Genomic DNA, 18,538 nt, shown 5'->3' with positions numbered 1-18,538 from the left:
TAATTCCAATAAATTGAAATAGGGTGATTTCAACACCTGCCGACCACAGAAAGGGCGAGGCCGTGGCACCCACAGCCCTCTTCGATGACGGAAGGATCCGGGCATGACCGGCCGGCTGGCCCTGACCTTCGACGACCGCCATGTCGACGACTGGGTGTCGGCGCGTCCGCTGCTCGACGCGGTCGGCGCACGAGTGACGTTCTTCCTCGTCGAGGCCGATCTTCTCGACGATCGCGAGCAGTCCGGCATCCGCACCCTTCTCGCCGACGGACACTCGATCGGATCCCATGGGGCTCGCCACCGCAACGCCGATGAGACGATCGCCCACGCAGGCGCGGCCTCCTACCTCGCCGACGAGATCGATCCGAGCGTGCAGGCGCTGTGCGCCCTCGGCGCATCCGTCCAGACGTTCGCCTACCCGAACTCGCGCCGCGACGAGGCGAGCGACGACATCCTGCTCGCACGATTCGACCACTTGCGCACCGGTGGCCCGCGTACCGACGACCCCGCCGTGGCAGCCCGCGCGATCAGCGCGCCCGGTTCATCGGTGCGCGTGCATCCCGGCCGCGGTATCGATACCGCGCGCGGCGAACACGCGCACCCTGCCGACGCCGACGTCTTGAGCGGGATGATGCGTCACCTCGCCGACCGCGGCGGGACCCTGGTGCTCTATGCGCACGACATCGCCGCGTCGTCTCCGGCGAATCACATCCATCCCGATCGACTCCGTCGCATCCTCATCGAGGCGTCCGGGCTCGGCCTGGACCTCGTCGGCATGGACGCCCTCCCCGAACACCGAAGGAAATCGTGAACGCTGACCTCCTCTCCCTCGACGCCGCCAGACGCGGAGGCGACGCCGGCTACGACCCGGATCGCGGCCTGATCCTCGCCGACGCGACGCCGAACCCGATCCACACCAAGATCGTGAGCGGACGCGCGCACCGCATTCGCGACAGCCTCGCGTACGTGCTGGCCCTCTGGGAGCTCCACCGCGCAGGCGATGCCGTCGTCGACGGCGAGCAGCGCATCGTGCGTGCGGAGCGCGTGCTCGACGAGGTGCTCGCGCTGCAGGACACGGATCCCGACAGCACGACGTACGGGCTCTGGTCGTACTGGGCCGAGGAGCCGCTGGCTGAGATGTCACCCCCTGACTGGAACTGGGCGGACTTCCTCGGCGAGTTCCTCGCGCTGATCCTCCTCCGGCATGGCGCCGATCTGGATCCCGCCCTCGCCGAACGCGCCCGCGCGGCGCTGGGTCATGCCGCGGCCTCGATCATCCGCCGCGACGTCGACCTCGACTACACGAACATCGCCGTGAAGGGCGCCTTCGTCACGCTCGCCGCCGGAAGCATCCTCGGCGACGAGGGCTTGAGCGCATACGGACGAGACCGGCTGCGCAGACTGCATTCGTCGCTCACCAAGAGCCGGAGCTTCGCCGAGTACAACTCCCCCACCTACTGGCACGTCGTGATGGCCGCGTTCACCGGCATCCGCCAGTACATCGCCGACCCGGAGCACATCGATCTCGCCGAGGACCTCGAGCGCGTCGCGTGGGAGCACTTCCTCGCCCGCTGGCATCCCCCGACGGGTCAGCTCGCGGGCCCCATGGCGCGCTGCTATGCCACCGATCTGCACCGCCGCCCCGGCCCTCTCCTCGTCGTGCAGCGCGTGGCCTCGGACAGTTGGCGCTTCTTCGACGATGGCGCCGTGCCCGCCGACGTCCAGGCGGCCCACGACGCCGTGCTCGACTACCGCATCCCTGCGGACCTGCGCGCGCGTCTCGATCATCCGGTCGGTGAGCACACGGTCCGCGAGACCTTCGCCGAGACGCACTACATCCCGGGACAGGTCGCCGGGATCTCCTCTGCCGCGGCGAACGGCCACCCCCCGGTCGTGGTGCCGACCGTCGGCACGAGCTGGCACGAGGGCGGCGTCACTCTCGGCAGCGTCAACTTCGGAGACACCTGGGTGCAACGCCGCCCCCTGCTGGGCTACTGGGCAGAGCCGGGTGACGATCCCGTCGACGTCGATGCGATCGCCCGCTTCGTGTCGGTCGAGGTCCAGCGCAACGGACACGGCTTCGCCGGTGGTTCCTTCAGCTCTGCGCAGGAGGGCAGCGATGTGCTCTGGGCGTTCAGCTGCGTCACGCCCTCCGGCGATGCGCACATCCACCTCGACACCATCCCCCGGGGCGAAGTGGCGCCGACGGAGTCGCTCGCGGTCCGCTTCACGATCCGGGGGCTCGAAGGCGCCGCGGTTCTCGCCGACGGCGTCGCCCTGGAAGAGGGAGCACGCGACGGCATCCGCCGCGTGGAGGTGCAGACGGCTTCCGTGCGCCTCGAGTGGATCCTGGCGACGGCGCGATTCGACGGCGCGGACCGAACCGCCCGTGTCTCGCGGACGGACGGCGGCATCGACATCGAGATCGCCTGGGTCGACGGCGCAGAGCCTCTCGACGTGGTCTTCTCCGACCTCGCCGACGTCTTCGCGGCCGGGCTCGTCCGGCTGCGCGCCGGCGGGCTGAGCGACGCCGAGGTCGAGGTCGAGCACGGCGACGGGACGATCCTGATCCGCCGCCAGAGCGCGGACGGTGGCGAACTCGCCCTTCTCGCCCCCACTGTTCCGGGCTCGCGACTCGATCACGCCCTCGTCGCGGACCGCAACCTCCCCTGACCGCTACCGATCCGGACATCCGAACCCCGAGGACAGCAATGGCACAGTTCGACCTTCCCCTCGATCAGCTCGAGGCGTACCTCCCCGCGCGCGAGGAACCCGACGATTTCGACGCCTTCTGGGCGGAGACGCTGCGTACGTCGCGCGGACACGGTGACGCGCAGTACACCGTCGTGGAGACGGCGCTGCACAGCATCCACGTCGAGGACGTCACCTTTCCGGGTTTCGCTGGTCAGCCGGTCAAGGGCTGGATGCTGCGTCCGGCCGACGGGCGGATCCGCGGGACCGTCGTGCAGTACATCGGCTACAGCGGAGGACGCGGCGTGCCGGAGCAGTGGACACTGCTGCCGAGCGCCGGCTATGCGGTGTTCGTGATGGACAGCCGCGGGCAGGGCAACGGCGGAGGGCCCGGCGACACGGCGGACCCCGTCGGCAGCGGCCCCCAGATCGCCGGCCGCCTCAGCGCCGGCATCGAAGACCAGCACGACTACTACTATCGGCGGCTCTTCACGGATGCCGCGTGCGCCGTGGATGCGGCCCGCAGCCACCCGTCCGTCGACCCGGACCGGGTGGTCGTCGCCGGCGGAAGCCAAGGCGGCGGTATCGCTCTCGCTTCCGCCGGGCTCAGCGACGGTCTCGCGGGCGCGATGATCGATGTCCCCTTCCTCAGCCACTTCCGTCGCGCTCTGCGGATCACCGACGCGCAGCCGTACAACGAGCTCACCCGCTACATGCAGACCCGCCGGGGCGAGGAGGACGACGTCTTCCGTGTGCTCTCCTACTTCGACGGCGTGAACTTCGCGGCGCGGGCGACGGCCACTGCCCTGTTCTCGGTCGCGTTGTGCGACATCGTCTGCCCGCCGTCGACCGTCTACGCCGCCTTCAACACGTATGCGGGCGACGACAAGGAGATGGCGGTGTACCCCTACAACGGCCACGAGGGCGGCCAGTGGGCCCAGACGCGGCGTCATCTCGCATTCCTCGAGAACGTCTTCTCCTGAGCACGCCATGACGCTGACCTGGAACCCCGGCCGGCTCGCGCTCGAGTTCTCCGGAGCCTCGCCGCAGCACGATGCGCCGGTCGGGCTCTCGAGACTCGCTCTCGGCGACGCACCCTCCGCCGTGCGCGACCACCCGTTCGTCGACGTGTTCACGGCGGGCGAGCAGCACGGGCGCACCAGTCAGGCGTTCGTCCTCTCCGCGGTCGGACAGCGCCTGCGCTACGTCGACCACACGATGGAAGCGGAGACCCTGCGGATCCGCCAGCGCGACGCGGTGACCGGCCTCGAGGTCCTCAGCGAGCTCCGAGCGCCCCGCGGAGCGGATGCCGTGCAGTGGTCGCACACGGTGCGCAACGGCGGCGAGCGCACCGTCACCGTCACCGCGGTGAGTTCGATCGTCGTCGAGCTCGCCGACCGCGATGACGTCGCGCTGCTGTGGGCCGAAAGCGAATGGCTCGCAGAGAACCGCTGGCATGAGCAGGCCCTCAGGGAGGCGTTGCCCGAACTCCGGCTCGGCAACCACGGTCAGGACGGGCGCGGACGCTTCGCGCGCTCCAGTCATGGATCCTGGTCGACCGGCGAGCACCTCCCCGTCGGCGTGCTCGCGCATGAAGGCGGTCCTTCGCTGGCCTGGCAGATCGAGACGAGTGCCGGATGGAGCTGGGAACTCGGCCAGACCCAGGAATCGGTGGTGCTCGTCGCGAGCGGACCGGGGGATCTCGAGCACCAGTTCGCCGAGCGCCTGGAACCGGGGGCGGAGTTCCATTCCGTACCGGCCGGCCTGGCCATCGCGGCGGGCGGGCGCGACGATGCCTTCGCGGCCCTCACCCGGTACCGACGTGCGCTGCGCGTGCTCCGCCCGATCGACGACGCACTCCCGGTGATCTACAACGACTACATGAACACGCTCGACGGCCAGCCGTCGACGGCCGCGCTGCTGCCCCTGATCGCCGCGGCGGCCGACGCCGGGGCGGAGTACTTCTGCATCGACGCCGGCTGGTTCACGGATGCCACCGACTACTGGCCGGCGATCGGCGTCTGGGAGGAGGCGCCGAGCCGGTTCGCGGGAGGCCTCGGCGAAGTGATCAACGCCATCCGCGCTCAGGGGATGCGCCCCGGTCTCTGGCTCGAACCCGAGATCGTCGGCGTCGACTCCCCCGCGGCGCTCACCCTTCCGGACGAGGCCTTCTTCCAGCGCTTCGGCGAGCGCGTGATCGAGGCGCAGAGGTACCACCTCGATCTGCGGCATCCGGCCGCCAGGGCGCACCTCGACGAGGCCATCGATCGGCTCGTCCGAGAGTTCGGGATCTCCTACTTCAAGCTCGACTACAACATCAACCCCGGGGTCGGCACCGACCGTGACGCCGCAGGCGCGGGCGCCGGCCTCCTCGGCCACACCCGCGCCCTGCGGGAGTGGCTCCTCGCCGCCCAGGCGCGGCATCCCGAGGTGCTGTTCGAGAACTGCGCGTCCGGGGCGATGCGGATGGACTATGCCCTGCTGTCCGTCGCGCATCTGCAGTCCACCAGCGATCAGCAGGACTTCCGGCTCTATCCCGTCATCGCCGCGGCTGGCCCCGCCGGAGTCCTCCCCGAGCAGGCGGCGAACTGGGCGTACCCGGCCGCGTCGATGACCGATGAGGAGACGGCGTTCGCGCTGCTCGGCGGTCTGGCCGGGCGCATGATGCTGTCCGGGTTCCTCCCCGACCTGCGCCCGCGGCAGCGAGATCTGGTGCGCGAGGCGATCGTGATGCAGAAGCGGTGGCGGACACGGCTGGCGACGGCCGTGCCCCGATGGCCGCTCGGCTTGCCCGGCTGGGACGACGAGGTGATCGCGCTGGCCCTGTGCCCCGAGGGCGAGGCTGGCGACGAGACGGAGATGATGCTGGCGGTCTGGTCGCGCGGCACGGCCCGCCGCATCGTCCTGCCCGGGCTGGCACCCGCCTCCGTCACCGGCGTGTTCCCCGCCGCATCCGACGTCTGGCCCGTCGCGAGCGTCGGCGAGGACCTGGTAATCGACGTCCCCGCCGGATACGCCGGTCGTGCATTCGTCGTTCACTCCATCCCTGAGAGCAGAGGCTGACATGTCCCCCTCCCCCTTGCGCACCGTGCTGGTCGGCGCCGGCGGCATCGCCGACGCCGTGCACATGCCGTCGATCCAGGAGATCGGATCCGCGGAGCTGACGGTGGACACCGTCGTCGAGATCGACGACGAGCGTCGTGCCGCGTTCGCCGCGCGGTGGAGCATCCCGCACCACACCGCGTCGCTCGCCGAGGCCCTCGGGGCACATCCCGATCTCGTGATCCTGTGCACGCCGCCGTCCTTGCATCGTGAGCAGGTGATCGCCTGCCTCGAAGCCGGGGTGACGGTCTGGTGCGAGAAGCCGCCGGCGCTGAGCCTCGCCGAGTACGACGAGATGACGGCCGGAGAACGCGAGGGCGGTCCCTGGGCTCCGATCGTCTTCCAGCAGCGCTACGGCTCCGGTGCGCAGCACGCGCGACGGCTGCTCACGTCCGGCGCGCTCGGACGCCCGCTGATCGCCCACTGCCAGACCACGTGGTTCCGCGGCGATGACTACTTCGCACTGCCCTGGCGCGGCAGTTTCTCGGGCGACGGCGGACCGATCATGGCGCTCGGCATCCATCAGATCGACCTGATGCTCATGCTCCTGGGGGACTGGGACGAGATCTCCGCGCAGGTCGCCCGGCGCGCGCGAGACATCGAGACCGACGACATCGCGACCGCGTGGATACGGTTCGCCGACGGAACGCTCGCGACGATCGCCAACAGCGCGATCTCGCCCGCGCAGACCAGCCGGATCCGCCTCGACACCGAGAAGGCCACTGTCGAGCTCAGTCATCTCTACGGCTACGACAACGACGACTGGATCTTCACCCCGGCACCCGGCACGAGCGAGGACCTGGTCGCCTCGTGGGCGAACGAGCTGCCGAACGAGCGCAGCACGCACACCCCGCAGCTCAGACGCCTCGTGGCCGACCTGCGCGCAGGACGGCGCCCGGAGGCCAGCGGCGAGGACGGCCGCCGTGCGCTCGAGCTCGTCACCGCACTGTACAAGTCGGCGCTCACCGGTCAGGCGATCACCCGCGGAAGCATTCGCCCCGGCGACCCCTTCTACTCCGCCCTGAACGGCGGCATCGGCATCCGATCGGAGCGGACATGAACATCGCGGGCCACGGTGACGACCTCGTCGTCGAGCATGGCGGGGTGGAGGTGGCGCGCTACGTCGTGGCATCCGACGCCCCTGCCTTCGAGGCTCCGAAACCGTATCTGCATCCGCTGCGCACGCTCGCAGGCGACACGGTCACGAACTTCCGGCCGCACGACCACCGCTGGCACAAGGGCCTGCAGTTGACCTGCACCGACCTGTCGGGTCACAACTTCTGGGGCGGGCACACCTGGGTCGATGGTGTCGGCTACACCGCTCTGGACAATCTCGGGCGGATGGATCCGGCGGGGCCGGTCACGGTGTCCTCCGACGAGATCGCGCACGACCTGGTCTGGCGATCCGCCCGCGGCGACGATCTCATCGGCGAGCACCGATCGCTGCGGTTTCAGCTCATCGACGAGCGGACCTGGGCGCTGGAGTGGACAGGAGAGCTGCGCAACCTCACGGGCGAGCAGCTCTCCTTCGGCAGTCCCGCCACTCGTGGACTCGCCGGGTCGGGGTACAGCGGACTGTGGTGGCGGGGTCCGCGGAGCTTCACCGGCGGTCGAGTACTGCTGCCTTCGGGAGCGGCATCGGCAGCGGACGCCAGGGGATCGGATGCGGAATGGCTTGCCTTCGTCGGCGCGCACGACGGCGTCGATCGCTCCTCCACCCTCCTGTTCGAGCAGATCGTGCCCGGCGAGAGATTCCGGACGCAGTGGTTCGTGCGCTCGGAGGAGTTCGCCGCGGTCAATCCGTCGTGGGCGTTCGAACGCACTTTCCCGCTCGAGGCCGAAGAGACCGTGCGCATCGGCTACCGGGTGACGATCGCCAGCGGCGCACTTTCCGTCACCGACGTCGAACGTCTACGGCGCGCCCGATGAGCAGCGTCTTCCCCGGCGGCGTCGGCGTCAGTCGCCTGCGGGTGTACACCGATCGCGCGATCGACGGCGTGCCGGGCGGCAGCCCGCACCTGCACACCGTCTGCGCGGAGGGGTACCTCGTCACGAGCGGATCCGGCCGGGTGCAGACGCTCACCCTCGGCGAGGGCTTCCGGGAGACGCCGCTCACGCCGGGCGCGCTCCTCTGGTTCGACCCCGGCACCATTCACCGCCTCGTGAACGACGGGGATCTGGAACTCGTGGTGATCATGCAGAACTCCGGCCTGCCGGAGGCGGGAGACGCCGTGCTCACCTTCCCGGAGGAGCACTTGTCGACCGCCGCGCGCTACGCGGCCGCAGCGAGAGTCGTCGGATCGGACGCCGCATCCCGTCTCGCGGCGTCGATGGCGCGCCGGGACCTCGCCGTCGAGGGCTTCACCCTGATGCGGGATGCCGCAGCATCCGGTGATCTCGGCCCTCTCCGTCGCTTCCACGCGCACGCTGCCGCCCTCGTCGCGGGCCAGACCGGCACCTGGCGCGCACGATGGACCGCCGGTGCCTGGACATCCGCGATGGCGACCTCCCGTCACCTGGACGCGATCGCGGCCGCCGAGACCGTCCACTTCGCGGATGCCGCCGTGCACGCGGCCGAACCCGTCGAACGGCTGGGCATGTGCGGCTGGTTGCGCGCGTACTGAGTCACGCCCGCCGGCACGGCGCCGGCGGGCCGGAGCACCTCAGCCCTTGATGGCTCCGGCCTGCCCTGCGCTTTTCAGGAACTGCTTCTGGAAGATGAGGAACAGTGCGATGGGCAGCACCACCGAGATGAACATGCCCGCCATCAGCAGGCTCATCTCGGCGCTCGCGGTCACCTTGTACAGACCCACGGACAACGGCTGCAGATCCGGCTTGGGCAGCACGAGCAGCGGCCAGAGGAATTCCTTCCACGCCCCGATGATCGTGATCAGGGATGTGACGCCGATGATCGGCTTCGACATCGGCAGCACGATGCGCCAGAAGATCTGGAACGGGCCTGCGCCATCGATCTTCGCGGCCTCGAACACGTCCTTGGGCAGGCTGTCGAAGAACCGCGAGACCAGCAGCACGTTGAAGGCGTTCGCCGCGCCGGGCAACCACACGGCCCAGAACGTGTTGATCAGGTTCCAGTGCAGCAACGGCATGTCCAGCACCGTGACGTACTGGGCGATCAGCGACACGATGCCGGGGATGAACAGGGTCGCGAGCACCGCGCCGTTGATCGCCTTCGCGTACCTCGGCTTGAGGATCGACAGCCCGTAGGCGCCCGTCAGAGCGACCAGCATCCCGAAGAACCACACGCCGGCCGCGAGGAGCACGGTGTTGATCAGATACCGGCCGATGTCGATCTTGAACCAGGCATCGATCAGGTTGTGCCACTGGATGCCGCTCGGCCACCAGGCGAAGGGCTCGCGAAGAATGTCCTGGGTGGTCGAGAGCGCCGCCTTCGCCAGCCAGAGCAGCGGGCCGGCCGAGATGATCACCAGGAGCAGGATCAGGACGACGTTGAGCACCCCGAGGCCGATGCGCACGCGACCGGTGCGGCGGTCCAGGTCGGAGATGTTGCTGCGGTCCTGCGGTTCGGGCGTCCTTCTGCGGCGGCGCGGCGGCTGCGGGATCGTTCCAGAGTCCGTGGCGCGGCCGGTGACGACCGCCTCGGTGGTGGGGGCGACGGGGGCGGTGGTCATGACTTGCTCCAACTCCGGGTGAGGCGCAGATAGACCGCCGAGACGAGGGTGAGGACGACGGCGAGCAGCAGGCTGAGCGCCGTCGCCTTGCCGTAATCGCCTTGGAGGAACGCGTAGTTGTAGATCAGCATGAGCACCGTGGTGGTGCGGTTGACGGGCCCACCGCCGGTCATCACGAACGGCTCGGTGAACACCTGCATGGTGCCGATGACCTGGAGCAGCAGCATGAGCAGCATGATGCTGCGCAACTGCGGCAGGGTGATGTGCCAGAACCGTCGCACGACCTTTGCGCCGTCCATCTCGGCAGCCTCATAGAGCTCGGACTGGATCGACATGAGGGCCGCGAGATAGATGATCGTCGACTGGCCGAAGCCGGCCCAGGTGGCCTGAACGACGATGGCGGGCATCGCCATGTTGCCGTCCTGCAGCCAGGGCAGCGGGCCGATGCCGATCGTGCCGAGGAGGGTGTTGAACAGGCCGTTCGCCGAAGGGTCGTAGAACTGCTTCCAGAGCAGCACCGACACGACCGGCGGGATGATCACCGGCAGGTACACCAGCACGCTCGCGATCTGACGGGTGCGGCGCAACTCGGCCATGAAGGTCGCGAACAGGATCGGCACCGGGAAGCCGATCACGAGGGCCAGAGCCGCGAAGAGCAGGGTGTTCCCGGCCGCGGTGCCCAGCAGCGGATCCGCCAGCACGCGCTCGAAGTTGTTCAGGCCGACCCAGGCCGGCTCGGTGACCAGATTCGTCTTCTGCAGAGACAGCACGAGGCTGCGCAGGATCGGCCACCACGCGAAGTAGCCGAAGGTGAACAGCAGCGGCACGAAGAACAGGAATGTACTGATCCCGCCCCCGCGTACCCAAGTGCTGACGCGCTCGCCGAAGGGCTTCGCGCGTCTGCGCTGCGCCGCGGTGACCTCAACCATCGATCGATCCTYTCTGAAGAACATGGACGGGTGCGGGCACGACGGCGCGCCCGCACCCGGGGAGCGTCAGCCTGCGTCGACGATGCCCTGCACCGACTTCTGCGCGTCGGCCAGCAGCTTGCTGATGTCGGCGTTCTTGTCGGTCAGGACTGCCTGGACGATCGGATCCAGCGCCGCATAGAGCTCCTGCGCCTTGATGGACGGCTCCGCGTTGACCTGCAGCTTCGAGCTGAGATAGTCGGTGTAGAGCGAACGGTCGACGTTGATCGAGTCCTTGATCCATCCCAGGTAGGTGTCGTACTGCTTGTCGCTCACAAGCGGAAGCTCAGGGATGCCGACCGGCTTCTTGTCCGCGGCCTGCGCGGAGGCGAGGGCGACAGCGGTGTCCTCGGTGAAGTACTTGTCGAGCCAGTAGTACTCGGTCCACTTCAGCGCGGCGTCCAGTTCGTTCACGTCCGCCTTGGGGTTGAACCACTGGATCGCGCCGCCGCCGAGGGTGCCCTTGCTGCCCTTGCCCTGCGGAAGCGGGGCGATGCCGATGTCGCTGCCCTTCATACCGCGGTTCACGACCACGTCGGCGTAGATCGGACCGTTGATGGTCTGCGCCACGGCGCCGCTCGCGTACTGGTTGCGGATGTCGTCGCCGTTGAGCAGGAAGTTCGCACCCGCCGCGCCGGCCTCCCATCGCACGTCGTGAAGGAACTGGAGGGACTTCTTCATGCCGTCGGTGTCGACGGTGACTTTGACCTTGCCCTTGTCCACCTCCTGCACGAGGGATCCGTTGGAGTACGACATGGTCGTGAGCAGCCACCCGCCCTGATTGCTCGTCGTGGGGATGATGAAGCCCGTCTTACCGGTCTTCTCGGTGATGGTCTTGGCGTTCTTCAGAACGCCTTCCCAGTCGGTCGGCGGCTTGTTCGGGTCCAGACCCGCCTCCGTGTAGAGCGCCCTGTTGTACATCAACGCCATCTCATAGGCCTGCCGGACCACGCCGTACTTCTTGCCGTCGGCCGTGACGGCCTTGTCGAGGTCGGGGTTCACGCCGGACAGCACCTTGCTCTGTTTCGCGAGTGCGGTGATGTCGGCGGCCTGTCCGCGCTGGATGAGCGACTGCATGTCCGTGAACGGGATGGCCAGAGTCGTGGGCGCGGTGCCGCCGACGAGGAGCGCGTTGAAGCTCGACGCGTCGTAGCGCGTCTCTTCGCCCTTGACCGTGATGTTCGGGTACTTCTTCTCGAACGCTGCCACCCTGTCGTTGAACGTCTTGAGCGACGCCGCTTGATCTGCGGTGGGCATCTCGCCCACAGTGATGGTCACCTTGGCATTCGGGTCGGCGGTCGGGCCTGCATCGGGGGCGGTGCTCGAGCATCCCGCGAGGGTGAGTCCCGCGATCGCTGCTGCGGCGGCGAAGCCGAGCGCACGGGGGGAACGTACGTTCATTGCTGCTACTCCTTCGTAGTGTGGTGCTTTCGGGTGGGTGCCGTGACGCGCCGCTCAGGGCGCATCACGACGTCACGTGTCCTGCGGCGCCTCATTCGAGACGCGCTGATGCTGCCGGACACGCAGAGTGAGGAGCTGGAAGGGGCGGAGCGTGATCCGCGCTCCGGAGGACGCGGTGGCCGCCCAGGCCGGCGGGTCGATCTCCCGTTCCAGCAGGTCGACGAAGCGGACATCGGCGACGCCGTCCGCCTCGATCGAGATGTCGGCGGTGGCGCGTGCGCCCTCCGACTCGTACAGCCGCACGATCAGGTCGCCGCTGCGATCCTCCGCCAGCTTGACCGACTCGATGCGCACCGCGGGGTGCGAGACCCGCACGAGAGGTGCCACTTCGTGCGCGCCCGAGACCGTGCGCATCGGCAGGTTCATCCGATACCCCTCGTCGACCGCGTCGCGGATCCCGGCCCCTGGCCGGATCGACACCCGCAGGTGCTGCGGCCCAAGGTCGGCCTCGGGGTCGGGGAAGACGGGAGCGCGCAGCAGCGACAGCCTGACCGTCGTCGTGGTTCCGCCGTCGTCTCGGGTGCGGCGGGACACGTCGTGCCCGTAGGTCGACTCGTTGGCGATCGCCACGCCGTATCCGGGCTCTGCGACATGGATCCAGCGATGGGCGCAGATCTCGAATCGTGCGGCGTCCCATGAGGTGTTGGTGTGCGTGGGCCGGAACACGTGACCGAACTGCGTCTCAGCGGCGGAGCGGTCGGCGTGCACATCGAGCGGGAAGGCGAGCTTCAGCAGATGCCGGGTCTCCTGCCAATCGATGTCGAAGTCGAGGTCGAGCGAAGCGGATCCGGGGCGCAGCCGCACCGTCTCGACGAGGCGGGAGGCGCCGAAGGCACGCTCCACGATCACGGCCGCGCCCTCGTCGTCGACGAGCGGACGCACCGAGACGACCTCGACGAGGTCTTCCTTGACGCGCCGATAGTGCTCGTCCACGTCCCACGCGTCCCACTTGTTGGGGATGTCGCGGAACAGCTGCAGGAGGTTGCCCGATGTCCCGGGGGCGATCGCGTCCCGACCGCTGGCGCTGTCGATCAGCGAGGTGACGAGCCCGTTCGCGTCGATCACCGCTCGCACCAGGCCGTTGTCCAGGACCAGGTCGTCGCCCGCCACCGACACGCTCGGAACCGTGCGATCGCCGGATCGGATCGACACCCCGAGCGCCGGCACGCCGTCGGCGGCCTGCGGACGGGCGTTGACCTGCAGCACCTGGCCGCCGTCGCCGACGAGCGCGGCGAGGGAGGCGGCGATGATGCTCTCCGTGGACTCTTCGACCTCCGCGTACATCCGCGCGACGTCCTGGTAGACCCAGGCGATCGAGCATCCGGGGAGCACGTCGTGGAACTGGTTGAGCAGAACGTCATGCCAGCTGCGTTCGAGGGCGTCGTACGGATACTCGGCCCCCTCGCGCCAGGCGGCGGTCGCGGCCCACAGCTCTGCCTCGCGCAACAGGCTCTCGCTGCGACGATTGCCCTGCTTGGTGTGATGCTGCGAGGTCAGCGAGCCGCGGTGCAGTTCCAGGTACAGCTCTCCTGACCAGACCGGGGGGTTCGGATACTCCTGTTCCACCCTTTCGAAGAAGGCCCTGGGCGAGTCGATCTGCACCTTGGGCGACCCCTCCAGCGAGCGGAGYCGCGCCGCGGCGGCGATCATCTCGCGGGTCGGCCCGCCGCCGCCGTCGCCCCAGCCGAAGGGGATGAGCGACACGGTCGACTGCCCGACTTCGCGGAAGCTGCGCTCTGCGTGCGCGACCTCCGCTCCGGACAGCTCGGAGATGTAGGTGTCCGCCGAAGGGAAATGCGTGAGGATGCGGGTGCCGTCGATGCCCTCCCAGAGGAAGGTGTGATGCGGCATCTGATTCGTCTGGTTCCAGGAGATCTTCTGCGTCACGAACCATCGGGATCCGCTCGCAGCGATGATCTGGGGCAGCGCGGCCGAGTACCCGAACGTGTCGGGCACCCACACCTCCTGCGTATCGACGCCGAACTCCTCGAGGAAGAACCGCTTCCCTGCGACGAACTGACGCGCCATGGCTTCGCCGCCCGGCATGTTGATGTCGGGCTCGACCCACATGCCGCCGACCGGGATGAACTGCCCTGACGCCACCTTGTCCTTGATGCGGTCGAACAGCGCGGGATAGGAGTCCTTGATCCACTTCAACTGCTGCGCGGACGAGCAGGCGAACCGGAACTCGGGGTGCTCATCCATCAGGGCGACGACGTTGGAGAAGGTGCGCGCGCACTTGCGGATCGTCTCGCGGAACGGCCACAGCCACGCCGAGTCGATGTGCGCGTGGCCGATCGCGACGATCTCGTGGCTCGAGGGATGTGCCGGGCTGGCCAGCACGTCGGTGAGCTCGGCGCGAGCGGGCGCCGCCGTGCCCGCGATGTCGCGCGGGTCGGAGACATCCATCATGCGCTCCAGCGCGCGCAGGATGTGGTGTCGTCGCGGGTTGTCCTCGCCGAGCTCGCGCATCAGGCCGTTCAAGGTCCAGACGTCGCGGGCCAATGCCCACACGGTCTCGTCGAGCAGCGCGACGGCGAACTGCCTCGCGGTGTAGAGCAGCTCGTCCCCTGCGGTCTCCTTGGCACCGAGCGGGGTGGGCAGGAAGTCGTAGTCACCGGCGACATCGGGGTTCGCCGCCGCCTCGACGTAGACATCGATCGCACTTCCCGCTTCGCCCTCCCAGGGCAGATAGGACGCCCTAGGGGAGACCGCCTTGAGGATGGTGCCGTCTGGCAGGTAGCCCAGCCCTTCGGCCTGGAACCCCGGCCGGTCGCCGAAGAAGCCGAGGTCGACGACGAGCTCCACGCGGGTTCCTTCCGGCAGGCGGCCGGAAGCGTCGAACCACTCGTCCGGCACGGATCCCGCCGCCCGGAACCACACCGTGGACCACGGGCGACCCCAGCGGTGCGGCAGCGCGATCGGCCGGTAGTCGGCCGCGATCGCCTCGAGCGCGGGGATCGGCTCTCCGTCGACCTCGAACGCAGACACATCGAGGTCAGCCGCCCGACGATACAGCGCGGGCGTGAGGAACTCCGCCACGAACCGGTCGAGACGCGCCTCGGTGATGAGTCTGTTGTCGTGCACGGATGTCCTCTTCGCCAAACCTGCGATGGCTTCCGGAACGGCATYGACCGGTCGCCTCTTGCTCTTCGCACTCTAATTCAACTTGATGGATTTTGTCAACGAGAGGCGCCCCACCCTGAGCCCGTCAGGCTCGGAGCGGGGCGCGCATACTCGATCGTGGCCGCGGATGCGTCGCCTATTCGGTGCCGACCAGCTGCACGGACTTGAACAAGGCCGGGTTCTTCGGCGCCGCTCCCACGCCGGAGCCCCACTCCACGTACCCCGAACGCGCGTCCGCGCCGGTGACGTCGCCGTCGGCGTCGTTCACCAGGAAGGACAGCCCCCACACGCCGCTCGGCGCCGTCTCATGGCCGAGGGACGTCCACGGCACGGACACCTCGTAGGTGGTCGTCTTGGCGTTCTCGTCCCGCACGATCGTGGCGTCCGCCCCCGGCGTGAGTCCGGTCTGCTGGCCGGCCGGCGGCGCGAAGGTGTAGACCACCGGACCCGACGGCAGCAGTGCGGCTGCGATCTCCACACGCTCGCCTCCGAGCACGGTCGGGAACAGATCGTAGGTGTTGAACTGGATCGAGTCGGCCTGCCAGCTCAGCGCAGGATCGGTGCGGTCCGCCAGATGGACGTCATCGGTGATGACGGCCTTGAGCTTCAGCGCATCGGCGGTCGCGGTGTACTGCAGCGTGCCGCCCAGGTCCGCGGGGCCGGTGCGCGTTCCGCCACGGATCGCCACCCACTTGCCGAGCGCGTTGAGATCGATCGGCGGCAGCGTGCTCTGGCCGTCCTGCTCGATCGGCGAGAAGGACAGCGGCCCGGTCGATGACCGCGCCAGGTCCCCGGAGCGCGCGGTCACCGCGTAGCTTTGCGTCGCGTAGACCTTCGGATCGGCGATCGGCACCGACACCGTCTCCGCGCCGCCCCCGGCGACCGTGAAGGCATCGGTCAGCGACCCCGCTGCCGTGCCCAGCTTCCAGTCCACCCGTTCGATGGGGACGGCCAGATCGGGAGCGTTGTTCTGCACGGTCACGTCGAGCGAGTAGGAGTAGGCCCCCGCAGCACCGGCGATGCGTGGCCGCGCGGAGACGACGTACGGGTCTACCACTGTGCTCGATCCGCGCACCTGGGAGACCAGCCGGCCTTTCTTGTCGGTGACGTCGACGGTCACCTCACGGGCGCCGAGCCGGGTGACACCGGGAAGGACGAGCGACACCGGGGCGCCCTGGACGACCTTGGCCTTCTGCTCGACTCCGTCCGCGGACACGGTGAGCTCACCGCCGGTGATGTCGGCGCCCGAGGCCAGCGTCACGGTGACGGGTAGGTCGCGCATCAGCACCGAGCTCGTCGGCACGTCCAGCACGAGCTGAGGGGACACCGCCTGCACGGTCACATCGCCCTTCACGAACACCGGGGATCCGGTCAGCGCGATGGTCGAGCTTCCCTTGGCCACCTGACGTTCCCGGCCGAACTCGTCGATCAGCGTGAAGCCCTGGGTCGAGGTGACGGTGACGGTGTCGGATCCGGTGCTCCACAGCGCACGAGTGGTGTCCTTCGCCGTGGCGCCGGTGTACTTCAGGCTGTACAGCGAGTCGCCGCCGATGCTCTCCCGCCCGCTCAGCGTCTTGCCTGTCGTCTGCCGGATCGCCACGGCCTGCGTCACGAAGCCCGGCTTCGGCGAGATTCCGTGCACCGCGCCATAGGTGTAGTTGTCACCGGGGCACTTCCATGCAAAGCACGCGGTGTCGTCCGCACGGTTGATGAGCCCGAACCGGTCCTCGCGCTCTCCGCCGTTGAATCCGTCGTCGTACAGGTCGTACCAGAGGTACTCGTCGGCGCCGGCGAGCYGCGCGAGCAGCGGACCGCGGATGGCGTAGTCGGCCTGCTGCGCCTGAGTCGACCCCGCGTTGTGAGTCGGCCAGCCGTTCTCGGTGATGCGCACGGGGATGTCGCGGTTGCCCTCCGACTGATGGATCAGCGTGGTGAGCTGCTTCAGGTTCGCCAGCTCCGTCGTGGCCTCCGGTGGTGTGCCGGCGCCGTTCTGCGCGTAGCCGTAGTAATTGGTCGCGTAGGTGTCGAGGTGGTCAAGCCCGCCTTGGGCGATGAAGTCCTTCGCCCAATCCAGCTGGGTCCCCGCGGTGATCGGCCCGATCACGTTCGCGTGCGGATCCGCGTCGTGGGCGGCCGTGAAGGTCGGGCGGAGGATGTCGAGATAGCACGCCGCCGTCAGACCGCAGGAGCCGTTGTTGAAGCCCGTGGAGTTGTACTCGTTGAGCACGCCGATGTCGTGCGAGGCGCCCTGGCTGCTGTAGTAGCCCGCGGTGGCGCCGACATAGGCGGCGAAGCCCGCGATCGCCTCGGCGCTTGCCGGAGTGTGGTTGCCGTCGTACAGCGGGCTGGTGAGCCCGGCATTCCACATCACCTGCTGCCCCCGGCTCGCGAGCTCCTTGACCACGCGCACGCCCTCGCCGGAGAAGTCGTACTCGCCCTTCACCTTCTCCACCTCGCCCCAGGTCGTCTCGATGCGGCTCTTGCCGTAGCCGGCGAGCGTCATCGCATCCATCAGCGCCTCGGTGCTCTGCAACGGCTGATGGCCCCGGTGGATCTGGGTGCCCCAGAACGCCTTCGCATCGTTCCAGCCGGCGGGCGGGTCGTCCAGCACCGCGAGCGATGTCGTCCGCGTGACCGGATCCGGGACGTTCGCGGTGACATTCAGCGTGTAGTAGCCGAACGGCAGATCCTTCAGATCGATCGCCCCCTCCCCTCCGTTCACCGTGGTCGTGCCGGTGCGCAGCTGCACGTCGTCGGCGTCTCCCAGGCGCCAGGACATCTGGTCGGCCGGCGTCGCGATCTTGACCGAGGTCTCGCCCTTCTTGAAGATCAGCGACGGGCTCATGATCGCGAGCGAGTCGCGCGCGGCCACCGGCTCATCCGTGAACGCCACCGAGATCTTCGAGAAGCACACCGGCGGCATATCGCCCTGGTTGGCCTTGACGTTCAGACGGAAGTCGTAGCCGTTCTCGCGATTGGCGAAGTTGATGTCGGTGAGCTCGAAGGTGGTGTGCTTCCAGCTGTCGGTGCCGGTCAGCTGCTGATTGCGGGACCCGGTCCACGGGCCGGCCTTCGCGTCGTAGTGGATGTCGAAGCCCTTGTCTCCCGCGTCGTAGTAATCCACCGTGACGAGGGCGCGCGTGGCGCCCTGCGGGATGCGGCTCTGATCGACGTCGACGTACAGATAGCGCACGTAGGGATCGTTCTTCATCTGCCAGCACTCGACGCCGTCGACGGTGGTCGACACGGAAGCGGGATCCTTGCCCGCATCGCCTGGTCGCACCTTGACGACCCCGTCGAGCTGCGGCGTGGCGGAGAGGATCGCGGTCACCGTGGGGACGGCGGCAGCAGCGGCGACCGCCCCTCCTGAGACGAGGGCGGTGGCGATCAGCCCGATCGCCGTGACGGCGCCGAGCGTTCGTGATCTACGGGGGGATGTGGAAGGCATGACTCCTGCTCCGGTTCAGTGGACATCATCGTCAGACTTACTAACTCAAATGTATGAAGTAAAGTGAATCCCGCGCAAGCCCCGGAGAAGGA

The 18,538-nt window shown here is 68.5% G+C and carries 12 protein-coding genes; 7 read left to right on the top strand and 5 right to left on the bottom strand.

Annotated elements, in window-relative coordinates:
- Positions 1-103 precede the first annotated feature (103 nt).
- Genes AC1DG4_RS12540 through AC1DG4_RS12510 form a run of 7 tightly spaced genes read left to right on the top strand, consistent with a single transcriptional unit; the run spans position 104 to position 8,417 of the window.
- Positions 104-811 (top strand): polysaccharide deacetylase family protein, encoded by a 708-nt coding sequence (locus AC1DG4_RS12540; RefSeq protein WP_477381075.1) that lies wholly within the window; start codon positions 104-106, stop codon positions 809-811.
- Positions 808-2,673 carry a hypothetical protein gene (locus AC1DG4_RS12535; RefSeq protein ID WP_477381073.1) on the top strand — a complete coding sequence of 622 codons (1,866 nt, stop codon included), beginning with the start codon at positions 808-810 and terminating at the stop codon, positions 2,671-2,673. The genes AC1DG4_RS12540 and AC1DG4_RS12535 overlap by 4 nt, the downstream gene beginning before the upstream one ends.
- A gap of 38 nt (positions 2,674-2,711) precedes the next feature.
- On the top strand, positions 2,712-3,674 hold the full coding sequence (locus AC1DG4_RS12530) for an acetylxylan esterase (RefSeq protein WP_477381071.1): 963 nt from the start codon (positions 2,712-2,714) through the stop codon (positions 3,672-3,674).
- A gap of 7 nt (positions 3,675-3,681) precedes the next feature.
- Positions 3,682-5,754 (top strand): alpha-galactosidase, encoded by a 2,073-nt coding sequence (locus AC1DG4_RS12525; RefSeq protein WP_477381070.1) that lies wholly within the window; start codon positions 3,682-3,684, stop codon positions 5,752-5,754.
- 1 nt (position 5,755) lies between these two features.
- The gene (locus AC1DG4_RS12520) at positions 5,756-6,853 is read left to right on the top strand and encodes a Gfo/Idh/MocA family protein (RefSeq protein ID WP_477381068.1); all 1,098 of its coding nucleotides are present in this window, start codon (positions 5,756-5,758) and stop codon (positions 6,851-6,853) included.
- The gene (locus AC1DG4_RS12515; protein WP_477381066.1) at positions 6,850-7,722 is read left to right on the top strand and encodes a DUF6807 domain-containing protein; all 873 of its coding nucleotides are present in this window, start codon (positions 6,850-6,852) and stop codon (positions 7,720-7,722) included. Before AC1DG4_RS12520 ends, AC1DG4_RS12515 begins: the two co-directional genes overlap by 4 nt.
- Positions 7,719-8,417 (top strand): cupin domain-containing protein, encoded by a 699-nt coding sequence (locus tag AC1DG4_RS12510; RefSeq protein WP_477381064.1) that lies wholly within the window; start codon positions 7,719-7,721, stop codon positions 8,415-8,417. The genes AC1DG4_RS12515 and AC1DG4_RS12510 overlap by 4 nt, the downstream gene beginning before the upstream one ends.
- 39 nt (positions 8,418-8,456) lie before the next feature.
- Here AC1DG4_RS12510 and AC1DG4_RS12505 read toward each other — a convergent pair whose 3' ends face one another.
- The 5 genes from AC1DG4_RS12505 to AC1DG4_RS12485 all read right to left on the bottom strand — a co-directional run bounded on the left by AC1DG4_RS12505 (position 8,457) and on the right by AC1DG4_RS12485 (position 18,446).
- Positions 8,457-9,443, bottom strand: coding sequence for a carbohydrate ABC transporter permease (locus AC1DG4_RS12505; RefSeq protein WP_477381062.1), 987 nt, complete (start codon positions 9,441-9,443; stop codon positions 8,457-8,459).
- Positions 9,440-10,372, bottom strand: coding sequence for a carbohydrate ABC transporter permease (locus AC1DG4_RS12500; protein WP_477381060.1), 933 nt, complete (start codon positions 10,370-10,372; stop codon positions 9,440-9,442). Before AC1DG4_RS12500 ends, AC1DG4_RS12505 begins: the two co-directional genes overlap by 4 nt.
- Positions 10,373-10,438: 66 nt before the next feature.
- The gene (locus tag AC1DG4_RS12495) at positions 10,439-11,812 is read right to left on the bottom strand and encodes an ABC transporter substrate-binding protein (protein ID WP_477381058.1); all 1,374 of its coding nucleotides are present in this window, start codon (positions 11,810-11,812) and stop codon (positions 10,439-10,441) included.
- Positions 11,813-11,884: 72 nt separating this feature from the next.
- Complete coding sequence (locus AC1DG4_RS12490) at positions 11,885-14,959, bottom strand: alpha-mannosidase (RefSeq protein WP_477381056.1); 3,075 nt, start codon at positions 14,957-14,959, stop codon at positions 11,885-11,887.
- A gap of 175 nt (positions 14,960-15,134) precedes the next feature.
- The gene (locus AC1DG4_RS12485; protein ID WP_477421262.1) at positions 15,135-18,446 is read right to left on the bottom strand and encodes a hypothetical protein; all 3,312 of its coding nucleotides are present in this window, start codon (positions 18,444-18,446) and stop codon (positions 15,135-15,137) included.
- Positions 18,447-18,538 lie beyond the last annotated feature (92 nt).

It is taken from the genome of Microbacterium sp. 05N427 (genome assembly GCF_056397105.1).
This window is presented reverse-complemented; position numbering and strand designations above follow the sequence as displayed.

Excerpts from the sequence above, each read along its gene's own strand:
- AC1DG4_RS12540 (WP_477381075.1), top strand. The coding sequence starts at position 104 with ATGACCGGCCGGCTGGCCCTGACCTTCGACGACCGCCATGTCGACGAC.
- AC1DG4_RS12530 (WP_477381071.1), top strand. The coding sequence starts at position 2,712 with ATGGCACAGTTCGACCTTCCCCTCGATCAGCTCGAGGCGTACCTCCCC.
- AC1DG4_RS12525 (WP_477381070.1), top strand. The coding sequence starts at position 3,682 with ATGACGCTGACCTGGAACCCCGGCCGGCTCGCGCTCGAGTTCTCCGGA.
- AC1DG4_RS12520 (WP_477381068.1), top strand. The coding sequence starts at position 5,756 with ATGTCCCCCTCCCCCTTGCGCACCGTGCTGGTCGGCGCCGGCGGCATC.
- AC1DG4_RS12515 (WP_477381066.1), top strand. The coding sequence starts at position 6,850 with ATGAACATCGCGGGCCACGGTGACGACCTCGTCGTCGAGCATGGCGGG.
- AC1DG4_RS12510 (WP_477381064.1), top strand. The coding sequence starts at position 7,719 with ATGAGCAGCGTCTTCCCCGGCGGCGTCGGCGTCAGTCGCCTGCGGGTG.
- AC1DG4_RS12505 (WP_477381062.1), bottom strand. The coding sequence starts at position 9,443 with ATGACCACCGCCCCCGTCGCCCCCACCACCGAGGCGGTCGTCACCGGC.
- AC1DG4_RS12500 (WP_477381060.1), bottom strand. The coding sequence starts at position 10,372 with ATGGTTGAGGTCACCGCGGCGCAGCGCAGACGCGCGAAGCCCTTCGGC.
- AC1DG4_RS12495 (WP_477381058.1), bottom strand. The coding sequence starts at position 11,812 with ATGAACGTACGTTCCCCCCGTGCGCTCGGCTTCGCCGCCGCAGCAGCG.